General features: G+C 69.2%; 13 protein-coding genes and 1 pseudogene. 8 read left to right on the top strand and 6 right to left on the bottom strand.

Translation table 11 applies throughout. The annotated features are described in order from the left end of the window. Positions 1-45: 45 nt before the first annotated feature. The gene (locus ABIB29_RS13110; protein ID WP_354173242.1) at positions 46-582 is read right to left on the bottom strand and encodes a metallopeptidase family protein; all 537 of its coding nucleotides are present in this window, start codon (positions 580-582) and stop codon (positions 46-48) included. A 108-nt stretch (positions 583-690) separates the two neighbouring features. Between ABIB29_RS13110 and ABIB29_RS13105 the strand changes: the two genes are divergently transcribed. The 5 genes and pseudogenes from ABIB29_RS13105 to ABIB29_RS13085 form a co-directional block, all read left to right on the top strand. After that, positions 691-1,080 carry a DUF3499 domain-containing protein gene (locus ABIB29_RS13105; protein WP_354173241.1) on the top strand — a complete coding sequence of 130 codons (390 nt, stop codon included), beginning with the start codon at positions 691-693 and terminating at the stop codon, positions 1,078-1,080. Positions 1,081-1,162: 82 nt separating this feature from the next. Then, positions 1,163-1,396: a Trm112 family protein gene (locus ABIB29_RS13100; RefSeq protein WP_354173240.1), complete on the top strand. Its 234-nt coding sequence runs from the start codon at positions 1,163-1,165 to the stop codon at positions 1,394-1,396. A gap of 123 nt (positions 1,397-1,519) precedes the next feature. Then, complete coding sequence (gene ahcY, locus ABIB29_RS13095) at positions 1,520-3,007, top strand: adenosylhomocysteinase (protein ID WP_354173239.1); 1,488 nt, start codon at positions 1,520-1,522, stop codon at positions 3,005-3,007. Positions 3,008-3,291: 284 nt separating this feature from the next. Further along, entirely contained in the window at positions 3,292-4,491 is a 1,200-nt protein-coding gene (locus ABIB29_RS13090; protein ID WP_354173238.1) for a L,D-transpeptidase, read from the top strand. A gap of 205 nt (positions 4,492-4,696) precedes the next feature. Then, positions 4,697-5,824: pseudogene (locus ABIB29_RS13085) on the top strand (TIGR01906 family membrane protein); the annotation flags it as partial. 330 nt (positions 5,825-6,154) lie between these two features. Here the strand turns inward: ABIB29_RS13085 and ABIB29_RS13080 are convergent. Both ABIB29_RS13080 and ABIB29_RS13075 read right to left on the bottom strand, forming a co-directional pair. Then, positions 6,155-7,984: an AMP-dependent synthetase/ligase gene (locus tag ABIB29_RS13080; protein ID WP_354173237.1), complete on the bottom strand. Its 1,830-nt coding sequence runs from the start codon at positions 7,982-7,984 to the stop codon at positions 6,155-6,157. A gap of 58 nt (positions 7,985-8,042) precedes the next feature. Then, positions 8,043-9,755: a dolichyl-phosphate-mannose--protein mannosyltransferase gene (locus ABIB29_RS13075; protein WP_354173236.1), complete on the bottom strand. Its 1,713-nt coding sequence runs from the start codon at positions 9,753-9,755 to the stop codon at positions 8,043-8,045. A gap of 190 nt (positions 9,756-9,945) precedes the next feature. On the opposite strand from ABIB29_RS13075, the gene rsmI reads away from it, so the two are divergent. Continuing rightward, the gene (gene rsmI / locus ABIB29_RS13070; RefSeq protein ID WP_354173346.1) at positions 9,946-10,812 is read left to right on the top strand and encodes a 16S rRNA (cytidine(1402)-2'-O)-methyltransferase; all 867 of its coding nucleotides are present in this window, start codon (positions 9,946-9,948) and stop codon (positions 10,810-10,812) included. A 204-nt stretch (positions 10,813-11,016) separates the two neighbouring features. Beyond that, positions 11,017-12,516, top strand: a complete 1,500-nt coding sequence (locus ABIB29_RS13065) for an NAD-dependent succinate-semialdehyde dehydrogenase (RefSeq protein WP_354173235.1) — start codon at positions 11,017-11,019, stop codon at positions 12,514-12,516. Between the two features lie 26 nt (positions 12,517-12,542). Here ABIB29_RS13065 and ABIB29_RS13060 read toward each other — a convergent pair whose 3' ends face one another. The 3 genes from ABIB29_RS13060 to ABIB29_RS13050 are packed head-to-tail and all read right to left on the bottom strand — an operon-like array spanning position 12,543 to position 17,684. Beyond that, complete coding sequence (locus tag ABIB29_RS13060) at positions 12,543-15,068, bottom strand: transglutaminase TgpA family protein (RefSeq protein ID WP_354173234.1); 2,526 nt, start codon at positions 15,066-15,068, stop codon at positions 12,543-12,545. Next, positions 15,065-16,570 (bottom strand): DUF58 domain-containing protein, encoded by a 1,506-nt coding sequence (locus ABIB29_RS13055; protein WP_354173233.1) that lies wholly within the window; start codon positions 16,568-16,570, stop codon positions 15,065-15,067. The genes ABIB29_RS13060 and ABIB29_RS13055 overlap by 4 nt, the downstream gene beginning before the upstream one ends. Before the next feature lie 13 nt (positions 16,571-16,583). After that, on the bottom strand, positions 16,584-17,684 hold the full coding sequence (locus tag ABIB29_RS13050; protein ID WP_354173232.1) for an AAA family ATPase: 1,101 nt from the start codon (positions 17,682-17,684) through the stop codon (positions 16,584-16,586). A gap of 297 nt (positions 17,685-17,981) precedes the next feature. Here ABIB29_RS13050 and ABIB29_RS13045 point away from each other — a divergent pair, with 297 nt between their 5' ends. Continuing rightward, positions 17,982-18,875 (top strand): TatD family hydrolase, encoded by an 894-nt coding sequence (locus ABIB29_RS13045; RefSeq protein ID WP_354173231.1) that lies wholly within the window; start codon positions 17,982-17,984, stop codon positions 18,873-18,875. Positions 18,876-19,019: the final 144 nt, after the last annotated feature.

Genomic DNA, 19,019 nt, shown 5'->3' with positions numbered 1-19,019 from the left:
CGCGGCCGCGGCGCTCCTGGCGGTCAGGGTGTCGTCGGCGCGGCCCTAGTAGCGGCGGCGGTAGACAGGATCGAGTGACTCGGGCGGCACGCCCAGCATCTCGGCCGTGTACTCCACCACCACGTCATGGACCAAGTCCTGGAGTTCCTCGCGGCTGCCGCAGGCCTGCTCGACGACCCGGCGGTACAGGGTGATCACCGGTCCCTCCTCCGCCGTGGCGGGGGAGTAAGAGCCCATGGGGGCAGGAGCGCGGTCCGCCACGAGCTGCTCCAGCCCCGGCGGAATCTCGTCGACGGCGAACCGGACCCCGTCCAGCGGCTTGCCCCAAATGTCGTGCAGCCGCTCGGCCGAGTCCAGGACAAAGTCGTCGAAACGATCCGAGCGGGTGCGGTAACCGGGCAGGGTGGGCAGCATCAGCTCGCCGCGGAGCCCGCGGCCATGCCGGTTCCTCCGCCGCCGGCGGAAGCCCCGCGGCGCTGTGGCGCCGCCCGAACCGCCCGCAGTGGACGCGGCGTCGTGACGTCCGGTGCCGGTTTCAGCCAAGCGGACCGTAAAACCCGGATCGTGGTGCGATGACTGCATAGCTCGACTCTAAACCCGGCGAATGGTTTACGCGATACGGAAACGTTCGACCCGCCGTCAGCGTGCCGTGCGGTGTCCGGCGGCCCCGGGGGAGTAGTCTGTGATGTCGTGGGTGCAATTCGTCTTTGCTCGAGGTCAGCCTGCCGCAACTCAGCGGTGGCCACTTTGACGTACGTTTATGCCGACTCCACCGCAGTTCTGGGCCCGCTGGCAACCTATGCGGAACCGCACTGCTACGACTTGTGCGAACAGCACGCCGGGTCCCTGACCGTCCCGCGCGGGTGGGAAGTGCTGCGACTGGCGATGCCAACCAACCCCGCCGGTCCCGGCCCCGACGATCTCCTCGCCCTGGCCAATGCTGTCCGGGAGGCGGCCGTCCGGCCCGCCGCGCCGGAATCCGGCCAAGGCCAGCGCAGTGTCCACCCCGCCCTCGAAGCTCCGCCCGCAGCCGAGGGCACCCGCCGGGGGCATTTGCGGGTCCTGCGCGAACCTTCGTAAGCCGGAACTGGCGGTAGGCTGGGAACTGCAAAATCCGTAAGCCACCGGCGCCTGCTGCGGCGTCCACCAGGGAGCGTTCACCATGCCGAAGATCAGTCCCGAACTGTTGTCTGTCCTGAGATGCCCCGTGACCGGGTCCCCGCTGGTGCAGGACGGCGAAGAACTCGTCACCACTGCGGCCGGCGCCGCCGGGGTGAAACTGCGCTACCCGATCGAGGACGGCATCCCCCTGCTGCTCCCGCCGGAACTGCTCCCGGCCGCCGCGGCGGCCCCTTCTTTCCAGCACGACGCCGCGTCCCCGCACACCGGAGGCTAGGCCGCCGGCCCATCGCTGCGCCGTTCGGCTCCGAAGTACTTTCCAGCCCCTGATCAGCCCCTCCACTTTCGTCACAGGCAGCCAGGTCCCGGACCTGCCCGCCGGCCACAGTAAAGGATTCATATGACTCTCGATTACAAGATTGCGGACATCTCCCTGGCCGAGGCAGGCCGCCACCAGATCCGCCTCGCCGAGCACGAAATGCCCGGCCTGATGTCCCTGCGCGAAGAGTTCGGCGCCAGCCAGCCGCTCAAGGGCGCCCGGATCGCCGGATCCCTGCACATGACGGTGCAGACCGCCGTGCTGATCGAGACGCTGACGGCGCTCGGCGCCGAGGTCCGCTGGGCCTCCTGCAACATCTTCTCCACCCAGGACGAAGCCGCCGCCGCCGTTGTGGTCGGCAACGGAACGGTCGAGAACCCCCAGGGTGTTCCCGTGTTCGCCTGGAAGGGCGAGACGCTGGAGGAATACTGGTGGACCGCGGAGCAGATCCTGACCTGGCCCGGCGCGGACAGCAACCCGGACCTGGGCCCGAACATGATCCTTGACGACGGCGGGGACGCCACCATGCTGGTCCACAAGGGCGCTGACTTCGAGGCGCTCGGTGCCGTCCCGGCCACCGCCGACGACGAGTCCGAGGAAGGGCGGGTCTTCCTGGACGTGCTGCGCGCCTCGCTGCAGGCGGATCCGCAGAAGTGGACCCGGATCGGCTCCCGCCTGCTGGGCGTCACCGAGGAAACCACCACCGGCGTGCACCGCCTCTACCAGCTCGCGGAGCAGGGCAAGCTGCTGTTCCCGGCGATCAACGTCAACGACTCCGTCACCAAGAGCAAGTTCGACAACAAGTACGGCATCCGCCACTCCCTGCCCGACGGCATCAACCGCGCCACCGACGTCCTGATGGGCGGCAAGGTCGCCGTCGTCTGCGGCTACGGCGACGTCGGCAAGGGCGCAGCGGAGGCCTTCCGCGGCCAGGGCTCACGCGTTATCGTCACCGAAATCGATCCCATCTGCGCCCTCCAGGCAGCAATGGACGGCTACCAGGTCGCGACGCTGGAATCCGTCCTCAGCGAGGGCCACATCTTCATCACCACGACCGGCAACAAGGACGTCATCATGGCCGAGCACATGGCCGGGATGCGTGACAAGGCGATCGTGGGCAACATCGGCCACTTCGACAACGAGATCGACATGGCCGGGCTGGCCCGGATCCCCGGCATCAGGAAGGTTGAAATCAAGCCCCAGGTGCACGAGTGGGTCTTCGCGGAGGACCCCGCCACAGGGGAGGGCAGCCGCTCCATCATCTTGCTGTCCGAGGGCCGGCTGCTGAACCTCGGCAACGCCACCGGACATCCGTCCTTCGTGATGAGCAACTCCTTCGCCAACCAGACGATCGCGCAGATCGAGCTCTTCACCAAGCGTGACCAGCCCGAGGGGGAACGGGAGTACGACAAGCAGGTCTACGTGCTGCCGAAGATCCTGGACGAGAAGGTCGCCCGGCTGCACCTGGATGCCCTCGGCGTCGAACTGACCGAGCTGTCGAAGGAGCAGGCCGAGTACCTGGACCTGGAGGTATCCGGCCCGTACAAGCCGGACCACTACCGCTACTAGGAACCGCCGGGACAGCGGCCCAGGCCGCCGCAGGTCCCGCCGTTCCCGCAGTTCCCGCAGGGAAGGGGCCCCGGACCACCGTCCGGGGCCCCTTTTGTGACCTGATCGTGGTGCAGCCGGGGCCGGCGGGACATGACACGTCGTTTATGCTGGCATAGGGAGATCGTGAACTCACAGGTGGGTTTGTAGGCAAAAACAGTGGGGGAACACGGGAAATGGCAGTGACAGAAGACAGCGGGCGTCGACGCCGGCAGCCGGGACACCGTCCCCGCAATACCGGGAAAATGCTGGCCGTCCTTGCCATCTGCGCAGTTGTCGGGGCCGGCGGCATTGGCGTCGCCACGTCACCGGGCTGGGCCCAGGCCGACATGCCCTCCGAGGCCTCGGCTCCGATGCGGAACGTGTCCGGCCTCGCCGCCCCCGTGGTCAAGCTCGTTGAGCTCGGCGTGACCCCGACCGACGGCGCCAAGGGCGTCAACCCCGCCGCCGCTCCCTCCGTCAAGGCAGTCAACGGGGTCGTGAAGGACGTCGTGCTGGTCCCGGCCGCCGGCGGCGACCCCGTGCCGGGAACCACGAGCCCGGACGGCGCGACCTGGACCGCAGAGGATCCGCTGGAATTCGACACGAAGTACAAATACAGCTTCACCCTCGTCGACCAGGCCGGACGCGAGACGAAGAAGGCCCAGACCTTCGCCACCGTGGCCACAGCCAACGAGGCGGACGCCGCCGTGTATCCGCTCAACGGCACCACAGTCGGCGCCGGGCAGCCCATCGAGATTGTCTTCAGCGAGCCGGTGCTGAACAAGGAAGCCATGGAGAAGGCCGTCACCGTCACGGCTTCCTCCGGCCAGGCCGTGGCGTGGCGCTGGTATTCGGACCGCCGCGTCCGGATCCGCCCCGAGGCGTTCTGGGCTTCCAACAGCGAGATCACCGTGGACCTGAAACTTTTCGGCGTCGACTTCGGCAACAAGATGATCGGCAACTCCGACACCAAGGTCTCGTTCAAAGTCGGGCCGCAGCGCCTCGCGGTCGTCGATGACATCACCAAGACCATGAACGTGTACTTCGACGGCCAACTGGTCAAGACCGCTCCGGTCACGCTGGGGGACGCTGACTGGCTCTCCCCAACCGGCTTCGCCGTCATCATGGAGCAGGAACGCCACTCCGATTTCAACGCCGGCAGCATCGGGCTCAAGCCCGGCGACAAGGGCTACTACCCGCCGCTGACGGTGGAGTACGCCAACCGCCTGACGAGCTCCGGCGTGTACGTCCACCAGGCACTGGAATCGGCATGGGGCGCGGTGGGCCGGTCCAACGTCTCACACGGCTGCGTCGGGCTGCTCCCGGCGGACGCCGCCTGGTTCTTCAACAACATGAAGACCGGCGACCTCGTCCAGACCCTCAACACCGGTGCCCCGGCCGTGGAACCGCTCGAAGGCTTCGGCGACTGGAACATCCCCTGGGCGCAGTACGCCAAGCGCTGACCGCAACCCGGCGGCTGGCCGCACCCGGACGGCCGCTGGAACCCCGTCCCTGAATCCCCGTCCCTGAATCCCCGTCCCTGAATCCCCGTCCCTCGGGGTGTGGCATCTCGCCCACTCCGAGGCTCTGGCGGTAGGCTCGGAAGCAGATATGTAGCGTTGCCGGGTCCCGGCCGGCGGCGCGGACACCTACGGAAGCGAAGCTGCAGTGACTGACTCAAGTCCCACCCCTCCGAACCGACAGGATCCGCAGCTGGATCCGGCCGATGACGCTGACGAGCCCGCGTTCGACTGGATGAAGCCAAAGCCCGCGGAACAGCGTGCCGCCGCCTCCGGCAGCACAGCCGCCGCAGGTGCCGGAAGCACAGCTGCCGCAGGTGCCGGCAGCACGGCCGCACCGGCCGCCGGCGGCACTCCGGAGCCGCTCTCGCGCGCCGACCGCAAGGCCGCGGAAGCCGCCGTCGAACCGGCACCCAAGAAAAACAGCAACCACTTCAGCGAACCGCTGCCCACCTCCGCACTGCAGGTCCGGCCCCCGGAGGAGGAAGTGCAGCGGCGGAACGCCGAACGCGAACACGCGTTAAACGCCAAACCGGTGATGCCCCGCGTGATGCAGGTCCTCCTCGCCGTGTGCTTCCCGGTCATCCTGCTGGTGCTGGCCGTCCGGGCCGTCGCCAGCCCCCTGTTCCTCTGGGTGGAGTACAACCGGCCCGGCTTCCCGGGCGACGGCTACGGTTTCAGCACCGACGACCGCATGACCTACGGCTCCTATGCTGTGGACTACCTCAGCAACTGGGCGGGACCGCGGTACCTTGGCGAACTGGTCCACCGCGGCGGCGACCGGCTGTTCGAGGACGGCGAAGTCAGCCACATGGCCGACGTCAAAGTCGTTATCCTGTCCGCCTTCGGCGCCGGTGTCCTGCTCATCCTGCTGAGCCTGATCGCCATCATCTACTTGCGGCGCCGCAGCCCCGGGGGAGTGCGGCGCGGCCTGTTCGCCGGCTCCATTGTCACCCTCGTGATCATCATTAGCCTCGGCGTGCTGGCGGTGCTTGGCTGGGAGGCGTTCTTCGCCCAGTTCCACAGCGTCTTCTTCGCCAGCGGCACGTGGACCTTCTCCCTGCAGGACACCCTGATCCGGCTCTTTCCGGCCCAGTTCTGGGTCGACGGCGGGATAGTGATCGCCGGCCTGGTGCTGCTCGCCTCGCTGGTCACCCTGATCCTCACCTGGCCGACGCGCAAGCGCCGCGGGCTGCCGAAGCGCCGCGCAGCGGTCCAGGACCCGGCCGGGGAAAAAGCTGCTGAGGCTGACACCGGCGAGGCCGGCTCCGCCGATGCCGCCTCCGGCGGCGTTGCGGCCCCCGAAACTGTCCCCACCGAGACTGTCCCCACCGAGACTGCGCCCGTGAAGCGCTCCTTCTTCCGCCGGAACAGGCCGGGCAAAGCCGGCGAGGCCACTGCTGCGGCGGCATCCGCCCCGGCCGACGCCGCCGCAGCAGGCAGCGGCACAAAGGACACCGGAACGAAGGACGCCGGAACGAACGACACTCCCGCACGGGGACACTCCAGCACCGTGTAGGGCCGCTGCACCCGGACAACAGAGACGCAGAAGCGGCCGGCACCACGGTGCCGGCCGCTTCGTTGCGTCCGCCGTGATGCGGCGGCGTCAGCCGTAGATACTGTTGATCTGCCCCTCAAAGTCACGCACGACGGCGGCACGCTTGAGCTTGAGCGACGGCGTCAGGTGCCCGGATTCCACCGTGAAGTCGGCGTCCAGTACCACGAAGCTGCGGATGGACTCGGCCTTGGATACGAGGGCGTTCGCCTCGTCCACCGCGCGCTGCAGGGCACCGCGGACCAGCTCGCTGCCGCGGGCCTCGGACGGGCTCATCGCGGGAACCTTGTGCACAGCACACCAGTTTTCCAGGCCCTCCGGGTCCAGGTTGATGAGGGCGGACACGAACGGCCTGCCGTCCCCGATCACCACGGCCTGGAGGACCAATTCGTGCTCGCGGATCTTTTCCTCCAGCGGTCCGGGGGCGACGTTCTTGCCGCCGGCGGTGACCAGCAGGTCCTTCTTCCGGCCGGTGATCGTCAGGAAGCCGTCCTCGTCGAGGGACCCGAGGTCGCCGGTGCGGAAAAACCCGTCCACGAACGCCTCCGCGTTGGCGGCGGCGTTGTTGTGGTAACCCTTGAAGACGCCGATGCCCTTGACCAGGATCTCGCCGTCCTCGGCGACCCGGATGGTGGTGCCGGGCACCGGGATGCCGACCGTCCCCACCTTGGTCCGCGTCGGAGTGTTGGCCGTGCACGGGGCCGTGGTTTCGGTGAGGCCGTAGCCCTCGAGGACGGGGATGCCTGCGCCGCGGAAGAAGTGCGCGTCGTGGGAGCTCAGCGGGCTGGCCCCGGAGACGGTGTAGCCCAGTTGGCCACCGAAGGCCTGCCGCAGTTTGGGATACAGCAACCGGTCGTAGAGGGCGTGCTTGGCGCGGGCCACCCGGCCGGGGCCGGGACCGTTGCCCCGGGCGGCGGCGTCGAGGGCCTTGGAGTAGTCGATGGCGACGGCGGCGGCCGACCCGAACAATCGTTCCTTCCCGGCAAGGGCCGCCTTGTGCGCGGCGCCGGCGTAGACCTTTTCGAAGATCCGGGGTACCACCAGCAGGAACGTGGGTTTGAAGCTGGCCAGGTCCTCCAGCAGCTCCTTGGCGCTGGCGGTGTGGCCCACGGTGGTCCCGGCGCTGAGGCAGATCACCTGGACGGCACGGGCGAGGACGTGGGCCAGCGGGAGGAACATCAGCGTCCTGGTACGGGGCTGGCGCAGGATCTCGGGAAGGAACAGCACGATGTTCTTGGCAATCAGGGCAAAGTTCCCGTGCGTGATTTCGCAGCCTTTGGGCCGGCCGGTGGTGCCGGATGTGTAAACGAGGGACGCCAAATCCGCGAGCCCGGCCGTGGACCGGTGCCGTTCCAGTTCGGCGTCGCCGACGCCGGTGCCCGCCGCGGCCAGACTGGCGAGGTTCGGGGCGGCGCCGTCGTAGTCCATCCGCACCACCGGGAGCACGGTGCCACCGAGCAGGCCGGAGCTGTCCAGGACCTGACGGACCAGCCCCGCCTTTGCCTCGTCCTCGGCGAAGATGCGCCGGGCGCCGGAGTCATGCAGGATCCACTCGATCTGGCTGACGGAGGACGTCTCATAGATGGGCACGGGGACGCCGCCGGCGAACCAGATGGCAAAGTCCACGACGGTCCACTCGTAGCGGGTGCCTGACATGACCGCCACGGTTTCCCCGGGCGTGATGCCGCCGGCGATCAGTCCCTTGGCCAGCGCCCGGACCTGGTCCAGGAACTGCTGCGCGGAGACGTCGGCCCAGCCGGCCGGTCCCTTGCGGGAGTACAGCGCATGCACGGAATCCTTGGCGTGCTGCTCCAGCAGCAGGTCCGTCACGTTGCTGCCCGGATCGAGCTCGACGAGCAGTCCGGTGCTTGCTTCTCTCACAGCCGTTCCTCCGTTCCGGGTCCGCCTGAGGCTGGGGGACGTCCCCTGCAATCCTGCCCTAGATCCAGGACGGCATCCACATCCGGAACCGCCAATCCTGGTAGGTAATGGTCTCGGCGGTCCAGACCGGGTAGAAGAAGGCCGAGACGACGACGGCGGTGACTACAAAGAGCGTCACGAGGTAGAGCCCGGAGCGCCGCCGCCACAGCGGATCCGTGCGCTGCCCCAGGACGAGGCCCAGGCCGTACACGAGGGCCAGCACCAGGAAGGGCTCGAAGGACACGGCGTAGAAATAGAACATGGTGCGTTCGGGGTACAGGAACCAGGGGAGGTACCCGGCTGCCACGGCGGCCAGGATGGCCCCGGCACGCCAGTCGCGCCGGCCGGCCCACCAGAAGAGCAGCACGCCGAGGCACACGGCGGCGCCCCACCAGATCAGCGGGTTGCCCACGGACAGGATCGCCGTGGTGCAGCTGTTGGCATCGCACCCCGGGCTGCCCTGCTTGGGGGATTCATAGAAGAAGGACGTGGGCCGGCCGAGCACCAGCCAGCTCCAGGCGCTGGCCTCGTATGGGTGCTCTGCGCTCAGCCCCTGGTGGAACTTGTAGGCCTCCAGATGGTAGTGCGCCAGGGACCGGACGGCGTTCGGCAGCCAGCCCCACTCCGCAGACGGGACCGTCGCGGCCCAGTTCCGGAAGTACGCGTCCGTGGACCGGAACCACCCGGTCCAGGAGGCGGCGTAGACCAGGGCGGCCACCGGGACGATGCTGATGAAAGCGGGAATCCCGTCCTTGAGGATCCCGCCGCTGATCCAGCCGTGGATTCCGGCGATCCGGCGCGCGCTCAGGTCCCAGAAGACCGTCAGCAACCCGAATCCGGCCAGGAAGAACAGGGCGGACCACTTCGTGCCGACCGCCAGTCCCAGGCACACCCCGGCCGCGAGCCGCCACCAGCGGATTCCCAGCCAGGGGCCGGACGCCAGCTGGAGCAGGCCGGGACGTCCGTCCGGGGAAGCGGCGGCCAGCCGGCCGAGCCGCTCGGCAAGCCGGCGGCGGCCGTCGTCGCGGTCCATCAGCAGGGCCCCGAACGCGGCAAGGATCCAAAACATCAGGAAGATGTCCAGCAGGGAGGTCCGGGACATCACCAGGTGGTGCCCGTCCACCGCCAGCAGCACACCGGCCACGGCCCCGAGGGTCAGCGAGCGGAAGAGCTTCTGGGCGATGAGGGCCAGCAGGAAAATGGACAGCGTGCCGGTCAGGGCCGCCCCGAACCGCCAGCCGAAGGGATTGTCCGGGCCGAAGAGCCACATGCCGCCGGCGATCATCCACTTCCCGACCGGCGGGTGGACGACGTACTCGGGGCCGTCCAGCAGCACCCCGGGATTGCCGGCAACAAAGGCGTCATTGGCCTTGTCCGGCCACGCCCGTTCGTAGCCGCTGACCAGGAACGAGTAGCCGTCCTTGACGTAGTAGGTCTCGTCAAAGACCAGGTTGCGGGGCGTCTCCAGCCGGACGAAGCGCAGCACGCCGCCCAGGGCCGCGGTGATGGCCGGAATGAGCCAGAACCACAGCCGCAGCGAGGGCGGATAGTCCCGCCAGCTCCGGATGCTGCCAATCAGGCGGTCCTTGAGCGCGTCGGGGGTGAACGCCTCCGCCGGGCGGCCGACCCAGCGGTGCCCCTCCAGGTTGCGTCCGGTGCGGGGGGCTGGGGGCGCCGATCCGGTGGAACCGGCTTCGACGGGCCGCGTGGGGGTCTGCGTCACGATGCCCATGCTACCTTTTGCGGCTGTAGTCCCGCCCCGGTCCCGGCCCGGCCCGGTCCCGTCCCTGCCCCTGCCCGCCCCGGTCCCGTCCCCGGCGGGGCCAGCCCGGCCGTCGGCCCGCGCCCCGTGCCAGCAGTAGGCTGGTCCTGTGGACCCTAAACTCAGCACCTCCCCGAATCTTCCCGGCGACGACCTGGGCCTGGCGGACGACCTCGAGGAGGGCGCACGTCCCGGACCCGGCCGGATCGTGCTGGCGGCAACCCCGATCGGCAACGTCGGAGACGCCACCTACCGGCTCGTCGAGCTGCTGACCACGGCGGACATCGTCGCCGCCGAGGACACCCGGCGGCTGCACCGGCTGGTCCAGAATCTGGGAATCACCGTCGCCGGCCGGATCATCAGCTACCACGAGTACAACGAGGCCGCCAAGACCGGCGAACTCCTGGACCAGGTCCGCTCCGGCAAGACCCTCGTGATGGTCACCGACGCCGGGATGCCGTCCGTCTCGGACCCCGGCTTCCGCCTGGTCGAAGGGGCCGTGGCCGCCGGGCTGACCGTCACCGCCGCGCCCGGACCGTCCGCGGTCCTCACCGCACTCGCGCTCTCCGGCCTGCCCACCGACCGCTTCTGCTTCGAGGGGTTCCTGCCCCGCAAGGCCGGCGAACGCGCCTCCCGCCTCGCGGACCTCGACGCCGAGCGCCGCACCATGGTCTTCTTCGAGGCCCCGCACCGGCTGGAGCCGATGCTCCGCGCGCTGCGTGAGCGGTTCGGCGCGGACCGCCGCGCCGCCGTCTGCCGGGAACTGACCAAGACGTATGAGGAAGTCATCCGGGGCACCCTGCGGGAACTGCTGGAGTGGGCCGAGTCCCACGAGGTGCGGGGCGAGATCGCCGTCGTCGTGGGCGGCGCCCCGGAGCGGGAGCCGGGCACGCCGGAAGACCACGTGGCCGACGTCAACGCGCTCATCGCGCAGGGAGTCCGGCTCAAGGAAGCCGTCGCGGCCGTGGCGGAAGACGCCCGGGTCAGCAAGCGGGAACTGTATTCCGCGGTGCTTGCAGCCCGTTAGGCAGGCCGGTCTCCGGACAGGGCCGTCGCTGTGCAGCTGCACAGCGAACCCCGATCGACGTAGTGCGGACATGCGTAGACAGCCCGGAGAACGCGGCAGTACCGTGGCAGTAATCAGCGCGTTTCCAGGACGCGGTTCCAAGGTCTGTGAAACAGCGCTGCATCCGATCCAATCCACCCCGAATCGCTGACGAGGGAGTCAACCGTGACTGTAACTGCCCAGCCCATTGTTACCGCGGAGCGCGAGAGCGCCCTGCTGGCCTCTGTTCCCACCGGTCTGCTGATCGGCGGCCAGTGGCGCCCGGCCGCGTCCGGGAAGACCTTTGAGGTGGAGGACCCCTCGACCGGCAAGGTCCTGCTGAGTATCGCCGACGCCGGACCCGAGGACGGGGCGGCCGCCCTGGACGCGGCCGCCGCCGCGCAGGAGTCCTGGGCGAAAGTCCCGGCCCGGGAGCGCGGTGAGATCCTGCGCCGGGCGTTCGAGCTCGTGACCGCGCGGGCCGAGGACTTCGCGCTGCTGATGACGCTGGAAATGGGCAAGCCGCTGGCCGAGGCCCGCGGCGAGGTCACCTACGGCGCGGAGTTCCTGCGCTGGTTTTCCGAGGAAGCCGTGCGGGCCTTCGGGCGCTACTCGGTGTCCCCGGACGGGAAGTCCCGGCTGCTGGTGACGAAGAAGCCGGTGGGCCCGTGCCTGCTGATCACTCCGTGGAACTTCCCGCTGGCCATGGCGACCCGCAAGGTCGCCCCCGCCGTCGCCGCCGGCTGCACCATGGTGCTGAAGTCCGCGAACCTGACCCCGCTGACCTCCCAGCTGTTCGCCGCCGTGATGATGGAGGCCGGGCTGCCGGCCGGCGTGCTGAACGTGATCCCGACATCCACGGCCGGTGCCACCACCGGGCCGCTGATCAAGGACTCAAGGCTCCGCAAGCTCTCCTTCACCGGCTCCACCGAGGTGGGCCGCCGGCTGCTCTCGGACGCCTCCGAAAACGTGCTGCGGACCTCGATGGAGCTCGGCGGCAACGCCCCGTTCGTGGTCTTCGAGGACGCCGACGTCGACGCCGCCGTCGCCGGGGCGATGCTCGCGAAGCTGCGGAACATGGGCGAGGCCTGCACCGCCGCGAACCGGTTCATCGTGCACGCATCCGTCGCCGACGAGTTCGCGGAGAAGTTCGCCGCGAAGATGGCGGACATGACCACCGCCCGCGGCACCGAGGCGGAGTCCAAGGTCGGCCCGCTGATCGACGCGAAGAGCCGCGACAAGGTCCACGAACTGGTCTCCGATGCCGTGTCCGCCGGTGCGGTCGCGGTGATCGGCGGCGCCGCGGTCGAGGGGCCGGGCTACTTCTACCAGCCCACCATCCTCAAGGGCGTCACCGAGGGCACCCGGATCCTGTCCGAGGAAATCTTCGGACCGGTCGCGCCGATCATCACCTTCGACACCGAGGACGAGGCCGTCCGGCTGGCGAACAACACCGAGTACGGACTGGTCGCCTATGTCTTCACCCGGGACCTCAACCGGGGCATCCGGATGGGCGAACGCCTCGAGACCGGCATGCTGGGCCTGAACGCCGGGGTGGTCTCCAACGCCGCGGCCCCCTTTGGCGGAGTCAAGCAGTCCGGCCTGGGCCGTGAAGGCGGCCTTGAGGGCATCGAGGAATACCTCTACACCCAGTACATCGGCATCGCCGACCCGTACGCCGGCTAGGAACAACACCGGCAGGCGGAGCTGCCTCAGCTACGGCCTGTCCGCCGCACCCGGCGCAGTGCCCCGCGGACCCCTGAGCGGGCCGTGGCGAGGCCGCGCCGGGTGCGCTGTGCTGCGCGGCGGGCGGCGCGGAACGGTGCCGTCCCCGCACGCCGCCAGACGGCCAGGATCGACGGCGGCAGCCACTCCGCGCGGAACCGCGCGAGCGGCCGGGCATGGGCGCGCAGCGAACTCTGGACTGCGGCGATCAGGGGAACGGCTGATGCTTCCGTGCTGCTGGCCCCGGGCCCGGACGGAGGGCGGCCGTATTCCCGTCGCTCGAAGTCCGCGGTCAAGGACCTGACGGCCTGATGGCCGTCCGCATCCAGGCCCTGCGGTTCTCCGAGGGCTCCCTCGCGGCGCAGCCGTTCCGAGAAGTGGCGTGGCGTCTCACTGGTCTGCGGCGCTACGCCGTAGTCCGTGGTGAGGTCGCGCAGTTCCGCCCAGGCCCGCGAGGCTGCCGCGCCGTCGACCCCGGCGCCGTTCAGCCGGCGGCGGCGCAGGGCACCGCGCGCCAGGTGCGGGGACGCCAGCAGCAACCCGAGTAACAGCACGGCGCCGGCGCCGTACAGCACGGGCAGCAATACCCGTGCCGCGTCCGGCTGGGCGGCAGCGCCCGGGAGCGGCAGCGGCGCAACACTGGGCGAGGGCGTGGGAAGCGGGCTGTTGCTCGGAATGAGGCCATCGTTGTTTTCATTCGTGCTGGCGCCACTGGGGGCCTGGTTTGCCGCGGCATAGGACGGAACCACGCCGCGCGAGGGGGTCGGTTCGAAAGGCACCCAGCCAAGTCCCTGGAAATACAGTTCCGGCCACGCGTGGGCGTCCCGGGCATCCACCTCATACTCCGGCAGGGCACCCTGGCCCCCGATTGAGACGGTCGCCCCGGTGGGCCGGCCCGGGGCGTAGCCGACGGCAATGCGGCTGGGGATTCCTTCCAGCCGCGCCATCACCGCCATGGCCGAGGCGAAATGGATGCAATAGCCGCTCTTCTGGTCCAGGAAGTCCGCCAGGACGGACAAACCGTTGCCGTCGTAGCCTCCCTGCACCGGCGACTGCAGCGAGTAGGTGAATTCGGCGGAGCGCAGGTACTGCTGGATGGCCATGGCCCGTGCGTAGGCGGTGGTGCTGCCCTCGGTCACGGCCTGGGCGGTGTTCCGCACGATCTCCGGGACGTTGTCCGGCGGCTGGATGAACTGTTCGGGGACACCCTCCACCGGCCCCGTGGCCTGCCCCAGCAGGTCCGGGGTGAGCTGGGGGGCAGCCGACAGCACCACGTACTGCTGGTTGCGGGAGTTCGCGTCGACCCCCTTGATACTCAGCGTGGCCGGATCCCAGCTCCAGCGGCCGGTGAGGCCGTTGACGGCCTCCGGGGCGTAGGGCGCCGGCAGGTAGGGGCTGGTGAACTGGCCGGTGTCGACCGCGGTGACCACGCGGACTTCGGTGGCGGCGGACTCGAAGCCCGACTCCATCCTCCCCGTGCCCAGCCGGCGCGTGCTGTCGCGATCATCCGGAGCCCAGTTGTCGCCGTTGAAACTGTCCACGGTGACGGAGCGCAGGTACGGCGTGGTGGGCGCGTTGGTGGCAAAGGTGATCCGTCCGTCACCGGTGGGGCTCCGCAGGCTGTTGCCAAGGCTGATCATCGGGTTGAGCCCCGAGGCGGGGCCGAAGGGGTTCAGCCGCGAGCCCTGCGGGAACGTTCCCTGCTCGAAGCCCGGGATCACGAGCTGGAGCAGCAGGGTAACAGTCAGCGCCACGGCACCGGTCAGGGCACCGCGCCGGAACTGGCCCGGGTTGCGCGCGGTGTCCGCTCCGGTCCGCGCGTCGGGCGCGAACCAGTGGCTGCAGCCGAGGATCATGAGATAGCCCGCGGTGGCCGCCGCGAAGCCCAGCACGCCGACGCTCTGCGGTTTGATCATGGCGGGAACGATGAGGATGGCGAGGATCCCCAGTCCGCTCGTCGCCGGCAAGGCCAGGGGATAGGCGAGGGCGTCGACCAGGATCACCAGCAGTCCCAGGGCGGCACAGACCAGCAGGACAATGCCGGCGTTGGGGGCCACCGGGGCGCTTTCCGCGAGGACCGTCTCACTGGCCCGGCGCAGGTACCGGCCCAACTGCGTCATGGTGGCACCGGAGGGAAGGAACCCCAGGATGCTGTGCGGGCGGAAAAACGTGAAGGTCAGGATCAGCACGAGCGCCGCCAGCGCACCGGCGGTCACGAAGACGCTGCGCCACCGGAGCGCGCGGAGACCTGCCATGGTGAAGGCCACGGTGAGGACCGTCGAGAGGACGGGGGAGTACCACGCCCACCCCCGCAGCACACCATTAAGGCTCAGGGCCGCACCGGCGACGGCGACTGCCACCGCGAGGGCCATCAGCCACGGCTGGGCGCCGGTCTTCTTCCGGGCGCTCGGATCCCCCGGGGAGTCCGGACGGGGGGAGCCCGGGCCGCGGTCCCCGGCCGCCCCGGACGGTCCGGCGTGTGCGCCGGCGCTTCGCTGCGGTGTCAGTGTCATCGCCGGACCCCCGATCCGCGCCGCACATCGGCGGCGCCCGCCAGCGGTGCGGTCCCGCCGTCGTCAAAGGCCGTCCACGCTGCGGGCAGCGGCGTCGAGGGGGAAACGGCTGCGGCGCGCCAGCCGCCGAGCCGGAGGGCTGCGAGCACCTCATCGGTATCCCCGGTCCGTTCCGTGACAACCAGGGCAAACGCGTTTGCCGCAAAGCCGGCAGCCGGGGACAACGCCAGGGCCTCTGCCCGCGTGAGGTTTCCCAGGATGGCCAGGACGGGCCCCCGCATCCGGTGCGCGGCCAGCTTGTCCATAAGCCGGTCGTCGAACGGCTGCGGGCCGGCCTCCGCGCCCGAGTGGTGCCGTCGGCCGGCGGTCCGGGCGGTGGCAGCCTCCGCCGAGTCCCTGCGGTTGTGGTGGGGCCCGGTGAGCTGTATCGCGGCCAGGCTCTCGGCGACGGACTGCAGCCCGGGCGCCCCGCTGTACTCCTCGGACTCCGGCTCGGGGGCTGAGGGCGAATGCCGGAACGCGGGCTCGCCGGCTGCATCGAGGAATCGCAGGGCATAGTTGCGCTCGGCAAGATGCGCACCGATGGACATTGCGGCCGTCACAGCCCATTCAAAGGTGTCGCTGGTCAGGAGTTCGTGGCCGCCCGCCACGGCGGCGCCGCGGTGGTCGGGGCCGCGGTGCTCAGTTCCGGTGCCGACGGGGCGGCGGGCAGTCGACGTCGAGCCGGCGGAAAAGGCGCCGCGGGTGAAGGCCGAGAGCCGCTGGTCCAGGATGATGGTCGCCTCCGGAGTGGTGACGGACTCCTCCTGGCGGACCATCAGTTCCCCGTGCCGTGCCGTCGCCGCCCAGTGCACACGGCGCATCGGATCACCGTGACGGTATTCCCGCGTCATCACGTCGTCGTCGCTGGGGTTGGCCCGGATGCGCGTGGCCGTGACGCCGTCGTGCCCCCTGGCACCGGCCAGCCCGGTCGCGGGCAGCTCGACGGCGGCGGGCGTCACGGTCAGGACGTCGCCGTCGTCGATGGCGTGGCGGTGCAGGGACAGCCCGAACGGGTCGCTGAACTCGGCCGTGACCGGCCCGATCAGGAACTGGCCGCGTTTCCCGGAGCGCAAATGGTATTCGTAGCGGCTGGACCCGCCCACGGCCGAACGCGAGGGGAACCGGAACACGGGGGATTCCCCGAACCGGGCGGGCAGGCGTTCCTCCATCAGCGCGTGGCCGGAACCGGTTCCGGTCCGGGCGACCGCCAGCCGGACGGTCGTCGTCGCCCCGGTTTCGACGCTGGCAGGGCTGAACTCCCGGTAGACGCTGAAATTCGGCTTGAGCACGCGGGTGCCCGCCAGCGAGAGCAGCGGCAGGACGATCAGCAGGATGGCCAGTGCCAGCAGGTCCCGGCGCCCCATCACCTGGGCTGCCAGCAGGAACACCGCGCCGGCGCCCAGCAGGCCCCAGCCGCGGGTTGTGAAGATGTGCCTCGGGAACCGATCAGTCAGCGCCACGCCCGGGCCACCCCTAGCGGCGATTCGGCAGCGTGGCACCCGGGGCGGCCGCCAGGTCCGGGCTGACCGGGATTTTCGCCAGGACGGCGCGGATCACACTCTGGGCGGTCTCGCCGGCGCTCGCCGCCTTGCGGTCCAGGATGATCCGGTGGGCCAGGACGGATTCAGCCACGCTGACGACGTCGTCCGGCAGCACAAAGTCCCGGCCGTCCAGGGCCGCCGTGGCTTTGGCCGCGCGCAGCAGCTGAAGCATGGACCGGGGGCTGGCGCCGAGCCGGAGCATCCCGCTCTCCCGCGTGGCGCGGCCCAGGGACACGGTGTATTCCTTGATCGACTGGGAGACGTAGACCTGACGCACCGTGGCGATCATGGACGCGACCTCGCCGGCGGTGACGACGGGGGTGACCTTTGCCAGCGGGGACGTGGCCTGATGGGTTTCCAGCATTTCCATCTCGGCCTCCTTGTCCGGGTAGCCCATCGAGATCCGCGCCATGAACCGGTCCCGCTGCGCCTCCGGCAGCGGATAGGTCCCCTCCATTTCGATCGGATTCTGCGTGGCCACCACCATAAACGGCTCGTCGAGCCGGTAGGACGTGCCGTCCACGGTGACCTGGTGTTCCTCCATGCATTCGAGCAGGGCCGACTGGGTCTTGGCCGACGCGCGGTTGATTTCGTCTCCGATGACGATGTTGGCAAACACCGCACCGGGCCGGAACTCGAAGGACCTCGACGCCTGGTTATAGATGGACACACCGGTGACGTCGGAGGGAAGCAGGTCAGGCGTGAACTGAATACGGCTCACCGAACAGTCGATGGTGCGGGCCAGGGTTTTCGCCAGCAGGGTCTTGCCGACACCGGGAACGTCCTCAAGGAGCAGGTGGCCCTGGGCAAGAAGCACGGTCAGGGCCAGCTTGGCCGCTTCGGCTTTGCCGTCGATCACGGTGTTGATGGCGGTCAGGATGCGCTCGCTGGCGGAACGGAATGCCTCCGCGTCCATCGCCGCGGGCGGCTGGGCCGGGTGCCGGGGCACCGGGAGCCCGGCCACGCCGGAATCTTCCCTGCGGCCCTGCCCCTCGGGAAGAGCCTCGTCTAGGGAGATGCGGTGGTAGTCCATCGGTAGCCTTTCAGCCCTGGTGGTTTCCCGGGACGGATCGGCATGGAGCCTGCCGGGCCACTCGTCGGGGTATTCCTGTGTTCCTGACCGTTAATTCCTAGCCGTCTGTTCGTGGACATTGATTTTTTCGCAGCGCTAAAGCCAGTCTTTACAACAGAGTACTAACACAACTGCCGGGCCTGACAGAGAGTTCCGGGGAAATCTCCGCCGGTCTTGCCGCGCGGAGATAGCGCGGTCGCGTTAACTCCTGCGCCGGGGCAGTTCCTGCGGCCGCGGCGCCGCCGATAAGGTTGGAAGATGAACACCCCCCTGACGCCCCTCCCGTTCCGTGCGCCCGGCAGCGATGGCACCGGCAGGCAGGGATATCCGCCGGCGCCGGAACCGCTTCCGGTGCCGGTCATGGACAACCACACCCACCTGGACTTCGCCCACGCAACTGTCGATGTCACAGTCAGCATCGCTGACGCCCTGGATGCCGCCGAAGCCGTGGGAGTGCAGGGGGCCGTGCAGGTGGGGTGCGACCTGGAATCGTCCCGGTTCACCGTCCAGGCGGTCGAGTTGGATCCGCGGCTGTTGGGCGCCGTCGCCCTGCACCCCAATGACGCGCCGGCCTACGCTGCCCGCGGCGAACTGGAAGAGGCCCTGGCCGAGATCGAAGCCCTCGCAGCGCACCCGCGGATCCGGGCCATCGGCGAGACCGGCCTGGATTTCTTCCGCACCAAGGGGGAGGGGCTGGCCCATCAGCGCTATTCCTTCCGGCGCCACATAGATATCGCCAAACGCCTGGGGTTGACACTGCAGATCCATGACCGTGACGCCCACGACGACGTCGTCCAGGTACTGCGGGAGGAGGGCGCCCCGGAGCGGGTGGTGTTCCATTGCTTCTCCGGCGGTGAGGAGCTGGCGCGGATATGCAACAGCGAGGGCTGGTACATGTCGTTCGCCGGGACGCTGACCTTCAAGAACGCTGCCAATCTGCGGGCGGCCCTGGCCATCGCGGCGCCGGAGCGGATCCTGGTTGAAACCGACGCCCCGTTCCTCACCCCGCACCCGCATCGGGGCCGCCCTAACGCGAGCTATCTGGTCCCCTATACCGTCCGGGCCATGGCCGAATTGACTGGATGGGAACTCTCGGAACTCTGTGCCCGTATCGCCGGAAATACCCTGCAGGCATACGGATCCTGGGACTGATATGACAAAAATCCGTCCTACCGGTTAGATACCCGGTATGCACGATTTGTTGGTTGCTTTATAACGCTCCGGTTACAGTGGACAACTATTAGCCGGGGTCGGGGAAGGCCTTCGGATAATTTCACTCCTGCAGGGCGCGCATCG

The sequence above is a fragment of the Arthrobacter sp. UYEF36 genome (genome assembly GCF_040547025.1).
Lineage (GTDB): Bacteria > Actinomycetota > Actinomycetes > Actinomycetales > Micrococcaceae > Arthrobacter.
The sequence above is the reverse complement of the archived record's forward strand: the minus strand, read 5'-3'. Positions and strand labels throughout refer to the sequence as shown.

Excerpts from the sequence above, each read along its gene's own strand:
- ABIB29_RS13110 (WP_354173242.1), bottom strand. The coding sequence starts at position 582 with ATGCAGTCATCGCACCACGATCCGGGTTTTACGGTCCGCTTGGCTGAA.
- ABIB29_RS13100 (WP_354173240.1), top strand. The coding sequence starts at position 1,163 with ATGCCGAAGATCAGTCCCGAACTGTTGTCTGTCCTGAGATGCCCCGTG.
- ahcY (WP_354173239.1), top strand. The coding sequence starts at position 1,520 with ATGACTCTCGATTACAAGATTGCGGACATCTCCCTGGCCGAGGCAGGC.
- ABIB29_RS13090 (WP_354173238.1), top strand. The coding sequence starts at position 3,292 with ATGCTGGCCGTCCTTGCCATCTGCGCAGTTGTCGGGGCCGGCGGCATT.
- ABIB29_RS13075 (WP_354173236.1), bottom strand. The coding sequence starts at position 9,755 with ATGGGCATCGTGACGCAGACCCCCACGCGGCCCGTCGAAGCCGGTTCC.
- ABIB29_RS13060 (WP_354173234.1), bottom strand. The coding sequence starts at position 15,068 with ATGACACTGACACCGCAGCGAAGCGCCGGCGCACACGCCGGACCGTCC.
- ABIB29_RS13050 (WP_354173232.1), bottom strand. The coding sequence starts at position 17,684 with ATGGACTACCACCGCATCTCCCTAGACGAGGCTCTTCCCGAGGGGCAG.
- ABIB29_RS13045 (WP_354173231.1), top strand. The coding sequence starts at position 17,982 with ATGAACACCCCCCTGACGCCCCTCCCGTTCCGTGCGCCCGGCAGCGAT.